This window comes from Pseudomonas sp. EA_105y_Pfl2_R69 (assembly GCF_963970915.1).
GTDB lineage: Bacteria > Pseudomonadota > Gammaproteobacteria > Pseudomonadales > Pseudomonadaceae > Aquipseudomonas.
Genome location: NZ_CAXAOO010000006.1, coordinates 105,774 through 120,866 on the forward strand (window position 1 = coordinate 105,774; position 15,093 = coordinate 120,866).

The 15,093-nt window shown below is 63.0% G+C and carries 15 protein-coding genes and 2 pseudogenes; 8 read left to right on the top strand and 9 right to left on the bottom strand.

Going from position 1 to position 15,093, the window contains the following annotated elements; genetic code table 11:
- Positions 1-2 precede the first annotated feature (2 nt).
- Together AACY13_RS17125 and dinG are read right to left on the bottom strand one after the other, a co-directional pair.
- Positions 3-503: a hypothetical protein gene (locus AACY13_RS17125; RefSeq protein WP_339462788.1), complete on the bottom strand. Its 501-nt coding sequence runs from the start codon at positions 501-503 to the stop codon at positions 3-5.
- A 210-nt stretch (positions 504-713) separates the two neighbouring features.
- On the bottom strand, positions 714-2,858 hold the full coding sequence (dinG, locus tag AACY13_RS17130) for an ATP-dependent DNA helicase DinG (protein WP_339462789.1): 2,145 nt from the start codon (positions 2,856-2,858) through the stop codon (positions 714-716).
- Positions 2,859-3,145: 287 nt separating this feature from the next.
- Between dinG and AACY13_RS17135 the strand changes: the two genes are divergently transcribed.
- Positions 3,146-3,610, top strand: a complete 465-nt coding sequence (locus AACY13_RS17135) for a CopD family protein (RefSeq protein WP_339462790.1) — start codon at positions 3,146-3,148, stop codon at positions 3,608-3,610.
- Between the two features lie 88 nt (positions 3,611-3,698).
- On the opposite strand, the gene AACY13_RS17140 is transcribed toward AACY13_RS17135, so the two are convergent.
- From AACY13_RS17140 to AACY13_RS17155, 4 genes and pseudogenes are all read right to left on the bottom strand, one after another.
- Positions 3,699-4,460 carry a collagen-like protein gene (locus tag AACY13_RS17140; protein ID WP_339462791.1) on the bottom strand — a complete coding sequence of 254 codons (762 nt, stop codon included), beginning with the start codon at positions 4,458-4,460 and terminating at the stop codon, positions 3,699-3,701.
- Positions 4,453-4,764, bottom strand: a complete 312-nt coding sequence (locus AACY13_RS17145; protein WP_339462792.1) for a DUF1145 domain-containing protein — start codon at positions 4,762-4,764, stop codon at positions 4,453-4,455. The genes AACY13_RS17140 and AACY13_RS17145 overlap by 8 nt, the downstream gene beginning before the upstream one ends.
- Positions 4,765-5,139: 375 nt before the next feature.
- A pseudogene (locus tag AACY13_RS17150) lies at positions 5,140-5,634 on the bottom strand (OmpA family protein); the annotation flags it as partial.
- 369 nt (positions 5,635-6,003) lie between these two features.
- Positions 6,004-6,357: pseudogene (locus tag AACY13_RS17155) on the bottom strand (OmpA family protein); the annotation flags it as partial.
- A gap of 514 nt (positions 6,358-6,871) precedes the next feature.
- Here AACY13_RS17155 and AACY13_RS17160 point away from each other — a divergent pair.
- Entirely contained in the window at positions 6,872-7,369 is a 498-nt protein-coding gene (locus AACY13_RS17160; RefSeq protein ID WP_339462793.1) for a DUF6231 family protein, read from the top strand.
- Positions 7,370-7,373: 4 nt separating this feature from the next.
- A complete protein-coding gene (locus tag AACY13_RS17165; protein ID WP_339462794.1) occupies positions 7,374-7,844 on the top strand; it encodes a YchJ family protein in 471 nt (156 codons plus the stop codon).
- A gap of 10 nt (positions 7,845-7,854) precedes the next feature.
- Here AACY13_RS17165 and AACY13_RS17170 read toward each other — a convergent pair whose 3' ends face one another.
- A complete protein-coding gene (locus tag AACY13_RS17170; protein ID WP_339462795.1) occupies positions 7,855-8,409 on the bottom strand; it encodes a hypothetical protein in 555 nt (184 codons plus the stop codon).
- A gap of 112 nt (positions 8,410-8,521) precedes the next feature.
- Between AACY13_RS17170 and AACY13_RS17175 the strand changes: the two genes are divergently transcribed.
- From AACY13_RS17175 to AACY13_RS17190, 4 genes are all read left to right on the top strand, one after another.
- Positions 8,522-9,019, top strand: a complete 498-nt coding sequence (locus AACY13_RS17175; RefSeq protein ID WP_339462796.1) for an LEA type 2 family protein — start codon at positions 8,522-8,524, stop codon at positions 9,017-9,019.
- A 5-nt stretch (positions 9,020-9,024) separates the two neighbouring features.
- On the top strand, positions 9,025-9,228 hold the full coding sequence (locus AACY13_RS17180; RefSeq protein ID WP_339462797.1) for an SEC-C metal-binding domain-containing protein: 204 nt from the start codon (positions 9,025-9,027) through the stop codon (positions 9,226-9,228).
- 7 nt (positions 9,229-9,235) lie between these two features.
- Complete coding sequence (locus tag AACY13_RS17185) at positions 9,236-9,700, top strand: DUF2489 domain-containing protein (protein ID WP_339462798.1); 465 nt, start codon at positions 9,236-9,238, stop codon at positions 9,698-9,700.
- Positions 9,701-9,831: 131 nt separating this feature from the next.
- Entirely contained in the window at positions 9,832-12,369 is a 2,538-nt protein-coding gene (locus AACY13_RS17190) for a penicillin acylase family protein (protein ID WP_445262588.1), read from the top strand.
- A 308-nt stretch (positions 12,370-12,677) separates the two neighbouring features.
- On the opposite strand, the gene dcd is transcribed toward AACY13_RS17190, so the two are convergent.
- On the bottom strand, positions 12,678-13,244 hold the full coding sequence (dcd, locus tag AACY13_RS17195; protein WP_090384763.1) for a dCTP deaminase: 567 nt from the start codon (positions 13,242-13,244) through the stop codon (positions 12,678-12,680).
- 324 nt (positions 13,245-13,568) lie between these two features.
- Between dcd and AACY13_RS17200 the strand changes: the two genes are divergently transcribed.
- Complete coding sequence (locus tag AACY13_RS17200; protein WP_090498617.1) at positions 13,569-13,778, top strand: cold-shock protein; 210 nt, start codon at positions 13,569-13,571, stop codon at positions 13,776-13,778.
- 182 nt (positions 13,779-13,960) lie between these two features.
- Here AACY13_RS17200 and apbC read toward each other — a convergent pair whose 3' ends face one another.
- Positions 13,961-15,052: an iron-sulfur cluster carrier protein ApbC gene (apbC, locus tag AACY13_RS17205; RefSeq protein ID WP_339462799.1), complete on the bottom strand. Its 1,092-nt coding sequence runs from the start codon at positions 15,050-15,052 to the stop codon at positions 13,961-13,963.
- Positions 15,053-15,093: the final 41 nt, after the last annotated feature.

Sequence of the window (15,093 nt, forward strand, 5' to 3'; positions counted from 1 at the left end):
TGCTAGTCGACAGTCTCGACTACCACAACCTCATCGACTTGGTCCGGGTCGCGCAGCGCCTGCCGGTCGACGGCGTTCTGCTGGCCAATGGCCGCGGCTACCGAGGCCGCCGTGGTGGACACCACGCTCATGGCCTTGGCCAGACCGCTGGTCTCCTTGGACTGAGCGGCGGCGGACGTGCTGCTGCCGCGGTTGTCGCCACGACTGGCCAGGCCCTTGCCGTTGTCCCCGGCCAGGCCTGCCTGGCCCTGACCCAGGCCGCCACCCTTACCGCCACCGACACCCGCACCACCGCCATCACCGCGGCCGCCTCCGGCACCAGCGCCGCCGCCCGCGCCACCACCACCGCCTCCTGCACCGCCACCGCCAGCACCGCCGCCACCGCCACCACCAGGACCGGCATAGGCGGAACCGATAAAGGGATTGTGTTCGGGTGCCGCCATCGAGGACAGCAATAAGGCGCAGGCGCTGAACGCCAACACTTGGGTAATTTTCTTAGCCATGACCACGCTCTCCAAGAAGTGCCCGGAAATACCCGGCAGCGAACCTGCGGGTTGATTCCGGCCCCAAACCGGCTCGCCGCGATTAGTTGCTCGAGACGCGGGCCGGGTGGGGGCAGTGGTTTGAAAGCAAAACGCTAGGGCCGTTCCCCATCGCCGACGGCTGGCACCATTGCAGCCGTACGCCCCGGCTACGACGGTGCGGCGAGCGCGCTAACTGATCTCGCGGTGAAACGGCGGCAGCGCATTGAGAATGGCCTTGCCGTAGCGCTGTGTCACCACGCGCCGGTCGAGCAGGGTGATGGTGCCGCGGTCTTCCTCGGTGCGCAGCAGGCGCCCGCAGGCCTGAACCAGGCGCAAGGAGGCATCCGGCACGGAGATTTCCATAAAGGGATTGCCGCCTCGGGCCTCGATCCACTCGGCCAGCGCCGCCTCCACCGGGTCGTCCGGCACGGCGAAAGGGATCTTGGCGATCACCACATGCTCGCAATAGGCACCGGGCAGATCGACCCCTTCGGCGAAGCTGGCCAGACCGAACAGCACGCTCTCCTCGCCACTGTCGACCCGCGCCTTGTGCTTGTTCAGGGTTTCCTGCTTGGACAGGTTGCCCTGGATAAACACCCGCTTGCGCCAGTCGCGCTCCAGCCCTTCGAACACTTCCTGCATCTGCTTGCGCGAGGAAAACAGCACCAGGGTGCCCCGCGAGCCGGCTACCAGGGCCGGCAGGTCGCGGATGATCGCCGCCGTGTGCGCCACGGCATCGCGCGGGTCGGCATTCAGGTTAGGGACTCGCAGCACCCCGGCATCGGCATGGTGAAAAGGGCTCGGCACCACGGCGGTCACTGCCACCTTGGGCAGACCGGCACGCATCCGGTAGCGCTCGAAGGTGCCCAGCGCGGTCAGGGTCGCCGAGGTCACCAGCGCGCCATAGGCGACGTTCCACAGGTTGCGGCGCAGGGTTTCCGCGGCCAGTATCGGGCTGGCGTTGACCTCGATATCGAACAGCGCGCCGCTGTCGGCCAGGGTCAGCCAGCGCGCCATCGGCGGGCTGTCCTCCGGGTCCTCGGCGGTGAAGGCCAGCCATAGCTCCCAGCTACCCTGGGCGCGGGCCAGCAAACTGCCAAACAGCGGGTACCACTCCTCCGCCTGGTGACTGGCGATACCGACAGTGGCTTCGCCGTCCATGGCTTCCTTGAGCTGTTCGGTGACCCCGGTGAACAGGTCGGTGAGTTTGGAAAAGCCCTTCTTCAGCTCCACGCCCAGCTCGATCAGGTGAGACGGGACCAGGCCGCCGACGAAGCGGTGGCGCGGACGCTCGCGGCCCTGCATGTCTTCGCCGGGCTTGAAGTCGGCCAGTTGCTCACAGGCGCTGAACATGAACTGCTGCTGGGTCTTGATCTCCCGCGCCAGTTCCGGCACCTGCTCGATCAGCCGCCCCAGGTCGCCGGGCAGCGGGTGCTGGGCCAGCAGTTTGGTCAGGTTCTTGGCGGTCTGCTCCAGCCAGTCGGCGGTCGAGCGCAGACGGGTGAAATGGGCGAAGTGGCCGATGGCCTTGTCCGGCAGGTGATGACCTTCGTCGAACACATAGAGGGTATCGCGCGGGTCCGGCAGCACCGCACCGCCGCCCAGGGCCAGGTCGGCCAGGACCATATCGTGGTTGGTGACAATCACGTCGACCTTGCCCATGCCCTCGCGGGCCTTGTAGAAGGCGCACTGCTGAAAGTTCGGGCAATGGCGACTGGTGCACTGGCTGTGATCGGTGGTCAGTTGCGCCCAGCGGCTGTCTTCCAGTTCCTCCGGCCAGCTGTCGCGGTCGCCGTCCCATTTATTGCCGGCGAGCTTCTCGATCATCGCGGTGAACAGCTTCTGACTCTGCTCATCGACATCGATCTTGAAACCTTCTTCCTCGAACAGCTGGGCGGTGGCGCTCTGCGCCTGGCCTTCCTGCAGCAGCAGATCAAGCTTGGACAGGCACAGATAACGACCGCGGCCCTTGGCCAGGGCGAAGCTGAAATTCAGGCCGCTGTTGCGCATCAGGTCCGGCAGGTCCTTGTGCACGATCTGTTCCTGCAGCGCCACGGTGGCGGTGGCGATCACCAGACGCTTGCCGGCGGCCTTGGCCGTGGGGATCGCCGCCAGGCTGTAGGCCACGGTCTTGCCGGTACCGGTACCCGCCTCCACCGCTACCACCGCCGGCTCGCCCAGGCGTCGGCCCTCGTCATCGGTCTTGATCGTGCCGAGCACCTTGGCGATTTCGGCGATCATCAGGCGCTGGCCATAACGCGGCTTGAGCGACTTGGCCTCGAGAAAGCGGGAATAGGCCCCCTGGATCTGGGCCTTGAGTTCGGTACTGAGCATAGAAGTGGGAAGCCTGTCGGACGTGACGCTGTTCTAGCGCGCAAAACCGCAGTCGCGCCCCCTGGGAGAGGTGCCGCCTGAATCGCGCTGTTTCGTTAACCCGGGGCCTGTTCGCCTGGCTGCGCCAGAAGCGCCCCGCAACCCTACGCGGTCTGGCGGCGAACGGATAATTGCGCGCGCCTGCGGGACAGGAAAAGGCTGGATAAATTTTCAGTGTTTGCAATGGGCCGCTATCATAGCGCGCAAAATGCTTCGGCGCAGAACCGCTTACCGGATAGGAACAAGCCATGACCCCTTACGCCTTTACCTACGCGCTACACTTGCTGGCCGCACTGATCTGGGTGGGCGGCATGTTCTTCGCCTGGATGATCCTGCGCCCGGCGGCCGTCAGTGCCCTGCAGGGCCCCGAGCGCCTGAAGCTGTGGCTCGAGGTCTTCCCGCGTTTTTTCTACTGGGTCTGGGCGGCGGTCATCGTGCTGCCGATCAGCGGCGTGGGCATGCTGCACCTGGGCTTTGCCGGGTTCGACAATGCCCCGCGCTATGTGCAGGTCATGATGGGTCTGTATATCGTCATGCTGGCGCTCTTCCTGCGGGTACAGATACTGCAGCTTCCAGCCTTGCGCAGCGCGGTCGACGCGGCAGACTGGCCCAGCGGCGCAGCCGTGCTCGCGGGCATTCGGCGACTGGTCGGAATCAACCTGATACTCGGCCTGCTGGTGGTTGCCATGGCCGCCGCACGTCCAGCCTTCTAGCGGGTCGGCAGAGCCACTGCTGGCAAGGCGCGCCGACCTTGCCAGACAGCAGGATGCAGGCCGCGTCCCCGTTTTGCCATGCGTCCCCTTAGAAACGCAGCAGGTCGACACGGCCTGACGGCCCGGCCGCACCGGCTTTACCGGCCTGACCAGGCCGGCCATCGCCAGCGCCCTGGGTGCTATAGAGCCAGCAACCCTTGCTCAGACCGCCGCGACCACCCTGCCCCGCCTGACCGGCGACCCCACCGGCACCGCCATCGAGGCGCACCTGCAGAGCCTGCGCCGGGAAATCGACCGGCAGCTCAAGACGCACCTGGGCACCTGCCGCCCCCTCCTGACCGTCGCCACCGTCCTGACCATCATGACCGCGACTGGCCTGCCCCCAGGTACAGCCACCCGCCTGGCCATCGGCACCATCCAGACCCGTATAGCCCGGCGCACCGCTCCCGCCGCGAGCATCCAGCAGCAGGCTCTCGGCCACCACCGCCTGCAGCCGAATACTCAACGCGCGTCCCGGCAGAGCGGGTTGTTGCGGGGTACCACGCGCGCCCCGGGCGCTGATCTGCGCACCGCTGGCAATCTCGCCTGACGCCACCTCGAGGCGAAAGACCTGGTCAGCGGGGGCAATGGCAATCCGCGCATCGCGGCCAAGGCGCAGTTCGGCGACGCGCATCTCGCTCAGGCTGGCCGGGATCAGCAGGGTGCCATGCTCGGCAATCCGCAGGCGCTCGACGTGCAGCATGCTCACGCTGGCCGGCAAGCGCATCACCTCATGGGGTGCCACGTCGATAACAACCTGGGCCAGGGCCAGGGGGCTGAAAAATGCGGCCAGCAGCACCAGGCTACGCATTACCCGCCTCCAGCGGCAGGTCGTCCTGCTCCTGCGCCGGCACCACGGGCTGGACTGCAGGCAACCCATGCAGATGGAAAATACCGAACAGCAGAATTTGCAGCCGCTCCTGGCCCGGGTTCTGACAGGCACCCAGGCGTTTGTTGAAGGCCCACAGCTCGAGAGCGTGGATCAGCAACAACAGCGCCCCACCCAGTTGCAGCAGCAGGGCAAAAGGTTGCGCGAAGGGTTGCAGCAGATTGGCCAGTACCACGCCCCAGAAGATGGCGGCCAGTACCTTGCCCAAAACCAAGAGTCTCTTCATATAGCCCCGTATGCCGGCAGATTTTGTTTGCCAGCACCTTAACTGCTTTGGCCACAGGCGGCCAGCAGACCGGGACGAACAGCCGGAGCGTCCACTCAGAGCGGCCTTTGCAGTGGCAATGCTGCCGTGGCCAATAGCCAAAGGCGGCTTACCGGAGGGGAAACACCTATTAAGAGACCAGCCGCGCAATCCAGGCAGCCAGGAGCGAGCCCCACTGAATGCGACTCGATGGCCGGGATGCACAAACGATCCCGGACAACTGAGGCGGAAAAACACCGGCAGCGCTTTTCCACTACGCCCCATGCCCTGGACGCGGGGTCCGTGTGGCGAGTGGGTTAACTCGCCGCACGGACCACTAAACGCTATCGACCTGCATCAGGGCCTGGCCTCGACCTCGGCCTCCACCCGGCGGTTGATTGCGCGCCCGGAATCGGTGCCGTTATCCTCGACGGGCCGCGCTTCGCCATAGCCCACCGAGGAAACCCGGCCAGCGTCGATCCCATACTGGTTGACCAGTACATCGCGCACGGCATTGGCGCGACGCTCGGACAGCCCCTGGTTATAGGCATCGGTGCCCACAGAGTCGGTGTGTCCTTCGACGGTCGTGGTGGTTTGCGGGTACTGCGTCATAAAGTCGGCCAGGCTCTTGATATCGGCCTGACTGCCTTCCTTGACCACGGATTTGTCGAAATCGAATTTCACGTCCAGTTCGACGCGAACCGCCTCATCCATGACCACCGGCTCTGGCTCCATTGCCGGCGGGCTGCTGGCATATTCTTTGAGCGGGCAACCGTTGTGGTGCACCGCGGTGTTGGCAGGGGTACCCGGGCAACGGTCACGCCGATCGAATACGCCATCGTCGTCCTCGTCGCCATCCTGGGCATAGCAGATCAGCGTGCCGACAACCGCACCGGCCACCGCACCGCCCGCCGCCCAGGCGGAACTCTCGATCGCGCCCAGACCCGCACCGGCCAAGCCACCAATCGCGCTACACAGGGGCCAGTTCCCTTGGTTGAGTGGCGCATCTCCCGTACTGGAAGTTGTGACACACCCCGAAAGAACACTACTGACCAAGAGAATGGGTGCTACCCCGGTTATGAATCTGGCTCTCATGGTTGAATCTCCTGTTATACCGGCCACTACCGGTACCGTTGGAGTAAAGACCCAGCATGCAAAGCACACAAGCCAGACCTTGAAGGGTCTGGCTTGTTTTTTACAAACAGCTCTTGTGCAAGCGGTTTATGGACGCGCTTCCACCTCGGCCTCTACACGACGGTTAACGGCACGGCCATCGGCGGTAGCATTGTCGGCAACCGGACGCGACTCGCCATAACCCACGGCATTGACTCGATCAGCACCTACGCCGTACTGGTTGACCAGCACATCACGCACCGCATTGGCACGCCGCTCGGACAGGCCCTGGTTGTAGGCATCGCTACCCACGGAGTCGGTATGCCCTTCAACCACGGTAGTGGTTTGCGGGTACTGGCCCATGAAGTCGGCAAGGTTCTTGATGTCCCCGTAGCTTTCCGGCTTGACCTGAGACTTGTCGAAATCGAACTTGACGTCCAGTTCGACACGCACAGCCTCGGCAGGTTCGGCCACTGGCATTGGCTCTTCGACCACTTCTTCGACCATCACCACCTGCTCTTCGCCGGCACCATGTACCCAGCAGTAGGCAGCGGCCATACCGGCACCGACCACAGCACCGCCCGCGGCCCAGGTCGAACTTTCAATTGCGCCCAACGCCGCACCACCCACACCACCTACGGCGGCACAGGTTGGCCAGTCAGTTTTCTGCAACCCGGCACAGCCGGTCAAAAAACTGCTCGCGATGATCAGGGGTACTGCCTTCCTCATAATGCTCATATATACCTCTCCTATTGGTAAGTCGGCCTGAAACCGATACATAAGCAGTAAAGACTCCCGTTAGCGAATGCGCCAGAGAACTAAGCATCTCAGCTCCAAACGCCCGTGGTTAGTCGGATTCGCCCTCTCCCGGACAAACCCGACGCGCACGACACCGGCAGCTGCGTTAAGTTCGACAGGCCGCTAGGCCATAGTGCCTTGGCACGTTAGTCTTTCTCAACCTAAACGAGGACACTTTATGCCTGAAAGCACGCATTGCCGCACACCCCAGCAAGCACTGGCGGCGTTACTGGCGCGTTATGCGCCGCAACGCCTGTTACTGGTGGGAGCCAGCCAGTTGCCCGCGCTGGAAGCATTCAAGGCCGCCCACCCCGAGTGCCATATTGAACATGCGGCCGCCGCCCCCCTGTCGATGGAGCTGGCAGCGCAGCGCTTCGACCTGGCCCTGTTTGTCGATTGCCTCGAACATCTGCCCAAACGCACGGCCCTGGAACTGCTCGCTGGCATTCGCAACTTGAATGCCAGCCGCCTGGCGGTACTGGTCGACCTGCAGGCCTGCGACTGGCGGGAAACCGACTTCTTCGCCCTCGCCCTGCAAGCCAGCGAACGCTTCCAGCGTGGCGAACAGGTACTCGAGCTGTTTACCTACGACCTGCTCGACTACAAACAGGTACCCGACTGGCTTAACGCAAAATTCTGGGCCAACCCGGAAAACTTCGGCAAATACTGGTGGTGAGCCGATGCTGACAGCAAGATGCCCGTGCGGCAGCGACAAACCGTTGGAGCAGTGCTGCGCGCTCTATCATCGGGGGCTGCCAGCGCCCACTGCAGAAGTCTTGATGCGCTCGCGCTACAGCGCCTACGCATTGGGACTGATCGACTATCTGCGCACCACCACCCTTCCCGCCCAGCAGGCCGGGCTGGATCTGCAGGCCATAAGCGCCTGGAGCCTGGAAAGCAGCTGGCTAGGCCTGACCGTGGAAAGCGCCGAAGAGTTCGACGGACAACCCGCGCATGCCCGCGTCACCTTCACCGCGCACTGGCGCGATGCCGGCGGTGAGCACAGCCATCGCGAATGCTCGGCTTTCGTCCGAGCCGGCAACGCCTGGTACTTTATCGACCCCACCGTCGAGCTGCGGGCTAGCCGCAACGATCCCTGCCCCTGCGCCAGCGGGCAGAAATTCAAGAAGTGCTGCTCAGCTTTTTTCTAACAAGCAGAACTTATGGCTGTAGTTTCAAGTGCGAGATATCCGGCGGCGGCCCGGCCGGGGCCTTCTTCGCTTCGCCCATGTCACTGCCGACCGGGGCCAGACTGAACTGCGACAGATCGAGGGCGGGAGCCACGGGCGACGGTTTGTCGTCCTGCACATCGGCCCCCAGGGGCGCGATGCCGAAGTCCGGCGCATCCACCTCGGCAAAGGCCGCCATATATTCGTCTCGCGGAGCCACCTGCAGACGCCCGACCATGGGTTCCCCGGACGCACCCGCCCCTGCAGCGGCGACGGGATCGGCGGGCGGCGTGGCCAGCTCGATTTCTTCGACCTCCTGGGCCAGGTCGATCACTTCGACCAGGGCTCCGGCGCGCGCCAGAGTGCTACGGTATTTCTCCGCCCCCGCAGCATCGAGGTTGCTCTTGATCACCACACGCCGCCCCGAGAACAGCAGGGCCAAGCGTTGCTCATCGGCCTGAAACAGCTTGGCCAGATTGGCTTTCACCAAGTCCAATCGAGCGCCCGGCACCAGTTGCCCACTGAACGCGATCTCGTAACGAGCCATGGTCATACTCCTGTCCTAATTCCCGCTCAGTATGGCGCAGGTTTTTTTACCCTCACAACAGGTTGCAGCTGGGCACCTGCTTGTTACACTGATGCGTCATTCGGAGTATGTAATGTTTTATCAGGCGCAAACGATAAGAATTCTCAGCCTATTGATTGTTTTTGGCCTCTCTGCGGGCCTCAGCGGATGTTCCTCCTGGCTGTCAGGCGACTTCAAGGACCCGGACGTTCGCTTGATCAAGGTCGATGTGGTCAAAGCCAAACTGCTGGAGCAGCATTTCACCCTGCGCTTTCGCATCGACAATCCCAATAGCGTCAGCCTGCCCGTACGCGGGCTCGACTACGTGGTCCACCTCAATGGGGTGAAACTGGCCGAAGGGGAGTCCAATAGCTGGTTCACCGTACCGGCCCATGGTCACCATAGCTTCGATGTACCGGTACGCACCAACCTCTGGCGGCACTTGCGCCAGATCGTCAAAGCCCTGGAAAAACCCGACCAGCCGATCCCCTACCGCCTGCAGGGCAAGGTGAAAACCGGCCTGATGTTCGGACGGAGCGTGCACATGTCGCGCAATGGCGAGATAATTCCCGGCGAATATATCTCGGAGTAGTTCCCATGAATCAACACGACCATGTCCATGGCCCTGACTGCAATCACGACCATGATCACGCCCACGATCATGATCACGGCCATGTGCACGGCCCCCACTGCAACCACGGCCATCAAGAACCGGTGCGCAACAGCCTCAAGGATGTCGGCCGCAACGACCCCTGCCCGTGTGGCAGCCAGAAGAAATTCAAAAAATGCCACGGCGCATAAGCCCGCAATGAATAGCCTCAACCTGTTACTACTGGGCCTTGGCGGCCTGCTGCTGGCAGCCTTGGCACTCTATGCCCTGCTGCTCTGGCGACGCGTCTGGGCTCGGGAAAAGGCCCAGGCCGCAGCGGCCGATGCGCAACGCGAACGGATCGGCGGGGATCTGCAGATACTCGTTGGCAGCCTGCTCGAAGGTCAGCTGCCGCTGATCGAAGGCGCAATCCGGATCAAGGTGCTGCTCGACAATTACGACAGCGCGCTTAGCCAGGATGCCCGCTGCCAGGTTTTCCATCGGTTATTCGAGGCCACCGCCCAGGTGCCTACCCACGCCGAATGGAAGGCCCTGGACAAGAACCTGCGCCGCCAGCACGAGAAGCATTTCAACGAGCTCGAACTGCAGCACAAGGCGGCGGCTCGAACTGCCGCGCGCTGGCTGCTCGACGAAGGCTTGCAGGTGCCGCGCAAAAGCGCCTGAAGCACCCACCATGCGCCTTGCCAGGCGCATGGCCGCTGACTAACTTAACAACCCGCACCTGCACCCTGTTTGCACAGCAGCGAAGGCGCGTGCCCCATCGATGTCTGCCCGTACCGCAAGGAGCCCGCCGCATGCTATCGCGCCTGTTTCGCCCCATGGCCCATCTGAGCCTGGCTGCCGCCCTGACCGCCACGGTGGCGCTCAGCGGCTGCCAGTCGTTTCTGCACAGCCGCTACAGCGCCAGCGTGCCCCCGGACCAGGGCAGCGTGCGCGTCCAGGGACTGGCGCAAACCGTGGTCATCCGCCGCAACGCGCTGGGCATGCCACTGATCGAGACCAACACCTTCCATGACGCGCTGTTCGCCCTCGGCTATGTGCACGCCACGGATCGCCTGAGCCAGATGGTCGGCCTGCGCCTGATGGCCGAAGGTCGCCTGGCCGAAATGGCCGGCCCCGGCGTGCTGGAAATCGACCGTTTTATGCGCGCGGTCAACCTGAAGAAAAGCGCCGAGGTGCTCTACCGCAATGCCTCCCCACGCCTGCAGCGCTTCTTCGAGGTCTATGCACGCGGGGTCAATGCCTACCTGTTCCGCTACCGCGACAAGCTGCCGATGGACCTGGCCGAATCCGGCTACCGCCCGCCCTACTGGAAGGCGGAAGACTCGGTGCTGGTGTTCTGCCTGCTGAACTTCGGCCTGTCAGTCAACCTGCAGGAAGAAATCGCCGCCCTGGTGCTGGCGCAGACAGTTGGCAGCGAGCAGCTGGCCTGGCTGCTGCCGACCTACCCCGATGAGCCGCTGCCAACTGAGGAGGCGGCCAAGCTCGAGGGCCTGAACCTCAACGGCCAGCTGGCCGGGCTGAACGCCGTCGGCAATGCCGTCAGCCAATTCGCCGATGCCCATATGCTCGGCGTCGCCGCGTCCAACAACTGGGCGATTGCGCCGCAGAACAGCCGCAGCGGGAAAAGCCTGCTGGCCAACGACACCCACCTGCCGCTGTCGATGCCTTCGGTGTGGAATTTCGTCCAGATCCGCTCGCCCAAGTACCAGGCCGCCGGTGTATCGATTGCCGGGGTGCCCGCGGTGGTAGCCGGTTTCAACGGCAAACTCGGCTGGGGCATGACCATGGTCATGGGCGACAATCAGGATCTGTTTCTGGAAAAGATCAAACGGGAAAACGGCCGACTGCTGTACCTGGCCGACGGCAAGTGGTTGCCCGCCCAGCAGCGTCAGGAAACCTTCTTTATCAAGGGCCAGCGGCCAATCCGCGAAACCCTCTACGAAACCCGTCACGGCCCACTGCTGAATTCACTGCTGGGGGAGCGCAAACACCCCCTGCAACCGCTGCAACTGAGCACGGGTTACGGCCTGGCCCTGCAAACCACCCAGTTCGAAGCGGATAAAACCCTCGATGCCTTCTTCGACCTGTCCCGCGCCCAATCGGTGGAGCAGGCCTTCGAAGCCACCCGCGAAGTGCGCGCCATGCCGCTCAATATCGTCTTCGCCGACGCCCGGCACATCGGCTGGCAAGTCACCGGGCGCTTCCCCAATCGTCGCGCCGGCCTGGGCCTGATGCCGTCTCCCGGCTGGGACAGCCAGTATGAGTGGGACGGCTTTGCCGACCCCATGCTCCACCCCTATGACCAGGACCCGCCGCAGGGCTGGCTGGGCACCGCCAATCAGCGCTCGGTACCGCGCGGCTACGGCATGCAGCTATCCAACTCCTGGTACTACCCCGAACGCGCCGAACGCATCGCCGAACTCGCCGGCACGGGCAAGCATGACAGCCAGAGCATGATCGCCATGCAGTACGACCAGACCTCGCTGTTTGTCGGCAAGCTGCAAAGCATGTTCAGCGCACCGGGCATGGCCGAGGGCTTGAAGACAGCCATCGACGCCCTGCCGCCAGCAGAACGCAGCAAGGCCCGTGAAGCGCACAGCCGACTGATGAAGTTCGATGGCAAGCTGGCCGCCACATCGGCGGATGCCGCGCTGTACAGCGCCTTCCTCTACCAGAGCGCGCGGGAGACCTTCCTCGACGAACTGGGCCCGGACACCAGCCCGGCCTGGCAGGCCCTGGTGGCAACCGCCAACAGCTCCTACTCCGCCCAGGCCGACCACCTGCTGGGTCGTGAAGACAGCCCGTTCTGGAACGATATCCGCACCCCGCAACAGGAAGACAAACCAACCATCCTGGCGCGCAGCCTGGCCGGCGCGGTGAGCTTTATGGAAAGCAAGCTGGGCACAGAACGCAGCGCCTGGCAGTGGGGCAAGCTGCACAGCTACAGCTGGACCAGCGAAACCAGCCACCTGGCCCGTTATATGAGCACCAGCCAGCGCGCCAGCATCAATGCCCTCAAGGGCTATCTGGATCGTGGCCCCTACCCGGCGGGCGGCGACCACAGCACGCTCAACGTGTCGGCCTACAACTGGGGGCAGAACTTCGACACCTGGCTGATACCCGCCATGCGCATCGTCGTCGACTTCGGCCGCGAGGAACCGCTGATCGGCCTGAACAGCTCCGGACAATCCGGCAACCCAGCCAGCGGCCACTACGCCGACGGCATCGACGCCTGGCTCAAGGGGCAGTACATGACCTTCCCCTTCCAGTCGCAGAACCTCGACAAAGCCTATGGCAGCAAACGCCTGGTATTGGTGCCCGGACAATAACGACCGTTCGTCGGGCACCACTGAACCCTTTCAGCCAGCGCCACTCAGAGTGAGTGGACTTACTCCATAGATCATCGTTTTAGGGCGCTTAATAGCGCCCTTTCTTTTGCCTGCTCGGCGAGCAGTTGATGGCAATACCACATCATTGATTGAACTTTCGCCGCAGAGCCCACTCAGAGGCTGTGCATCGATTGATTCTCCGGGCGCTTCAAGCGCCTATTTTTTTGCCCGGCATTTACCCGCAGCCAGCATCCAGGCGTAAAAAAGCCGGGCATTGCCCGGCTCTTCACACCCCTGTCGACGCCGCGTCAGGCCCTGGGCAGGGTCACGCCCAACTGGCCCTGATACTTGCCGCCGCGATCCTTGTAGGACACCTCACAGGCCTCGTCGGACTGCAGGAACAGCATCTGCGCGACACCCTCGTTGGCGTAGATCTTCGCCGGCAGGGTGGTGGTGTTGGAGAACTCCAGGGTCACATGACCCTCCCACTCCGGCTCCAGGGGGGTGACGTTGACGATGATGCCGCAGCGCGCATAGGTGCTTTTACCCAGGCAGATGGTCAGCACATCGCGGGGAATGCGAAAGAACTCAACGGTGCGCGCCAGGGCAAAGGAGTTCGGCGGGATGATGCACACATCGCTTTTCACATCGACGAAGCTCTTCTCGTCGAAGTTCTTCGGATCGACCGTGGCCGAATTGATATTGGTGAACACCTTGAATTCGTCGGCGCAGCGCACATCGTAGCCGTAGCTGGAAACACCGTAGGAGATCAGCGGCTGCGCACCTTCGGCACGCACCTGGCGCTCGACGAAGGGTTCGATCATGCCGTGCTCTTGGGCCATGCGGCGAATCCACTTATCCGATTTAATGCTCATGGCGGGCGTCCTGAATGGGCTGATGATGAAAAAGTGAGCGCATCTTACCGGGGCCGGCCATCGGGTTCAAAGCCTCTTGAGCCACTCCGGACGGCCAGCAGGCCATCCACGTACATCGGACCAAATAACGGAAAGATGCACAGAGCATTCGCGCTTAGCGTTAAAAGCGAGTATGGTGCTTCCACTGTGCTGCATGTGTCACCGCGAATCGCTACTTGATGCCTAGATTTCGATCCAAACATCGTCCGACTCCTAGTACTCGTTGCACTCAGTCCCGGCCTGGGCTTTTCCAGGGCTGTTATTAAAATTGTTAGGAGACATAACATGTCGAATCGTCAGAATGGCACCGTCAAGTGGTTTAACGATGAAAAAGGCTACGGCTTCATCACTCCGCAATCCGGTGACGACCTCTTCGTACACTTCAAAGCTATCCAGAGCGATGGCTTCAAGAGCCTGAAAGAAGGCCAGCAAGTGACTTTCGTGGCCACCCGTGGTCAGAAAGGCATGCAAGCTGAGGAAGTCCAGGTTGTATAACCTGCACTAACCTCGCTTGATAAAAAGCCCCGCCTAGTGCGGGGCTTTTTTGTGGGCGCGAATTACAACAATTCGCAAGCAATGCGCCGTGGATCGCGGCTATGGCGCAAATCCTGGCGGACTGGCACTGCGCTCCGAGGCCGCCCTACACATTTGAATGCGGGGCGGTGTTTCACTACCAATTAATCGTCGCTGATCTCGATGTTCGGCATGGCCTGCTGCGCAGCGCCTTGGGCGATACGCGCACCGACGTTGCGCGCGGTTTCCTGATAGATCATGGCGATCTGGCTTTCCGGATCGGCCACGGTGGTCGGCTTGCCGCCATCGGATTGCATGCGAATGGCCATCGACAGCGGCAAGGATGCCAGCAGATCGACGCCGAACTGCGCCGCCAGCTTCTCGCCGCCGCCCTCACCGAAAAGATGCTCGGCATGCCCGCAGTTCGAGCAGATATGCACAGCCATGTTTTCCACCACGCCGAGCACCGGGATATTCACCTTACGGAACATCTCCACGCCCTTCTTGGCGTCCAGCAGGGCCAGATCCTGGGGCGTGGTGACGATCACCGCGCCGGCCACCGGCACCTTCTGCGCCAGGGTCAGCTGGATATCACCGGTACCCGGCGGCATATCGACCACCAGGTAATCCAGGTCATCCCAGGCGGTCTGGGTGATCAGCTGGATCAAGGCACCGGACACCATGGGCCCGCGCCAGACCATCGGGGTGTTCTCGTCGGTGAGAAAGGCCATGGACATCACCTCCACGCCATGGGCCTTGAGCGGCACAAACCACTTCTGGTCCCTCACCTCGGGCCGCGTGCCTTCCGTGATACCGAACATGATGCCCTGGCTCGGCCCATAAATATCCGCATCGAGAATCCCGACCCTGGCCCCCTCACGGGCCAGGGCCAGGGCCAGGTTGGCCGCCGTGGTCGACTTGCCCACCCCGCCCTTGCCGGACGCCACGGCGATCACGTTCTTCACATTGGCCAGGGCCGGTATCTGATCCTGCGCCTTGTGCGCCTCGATCACGCAGTCGACCTGCACCTGGGCACGCTCGACGCCGTCGAGGTTCTCCAGGGCCATCTGCAGCATCTGCGCCCAGCCACTCTTGAACAGCCCCGCGGCGTAGCCCAGCTGCAGACGCACCTTGACCTGGCCACCCTGGATATCCACCTCGCGCAGGCAGCCGGCGCTGACCGGGTCCTGATTCAGATGCGGATCGGTGTATTGAGACAAGGCGGCTTCGACCGCTGCGCGGGTGACGACACTCATGGAAGGCTCCGAAAGGCTGAGTAAAGCAGGCGGACATCATA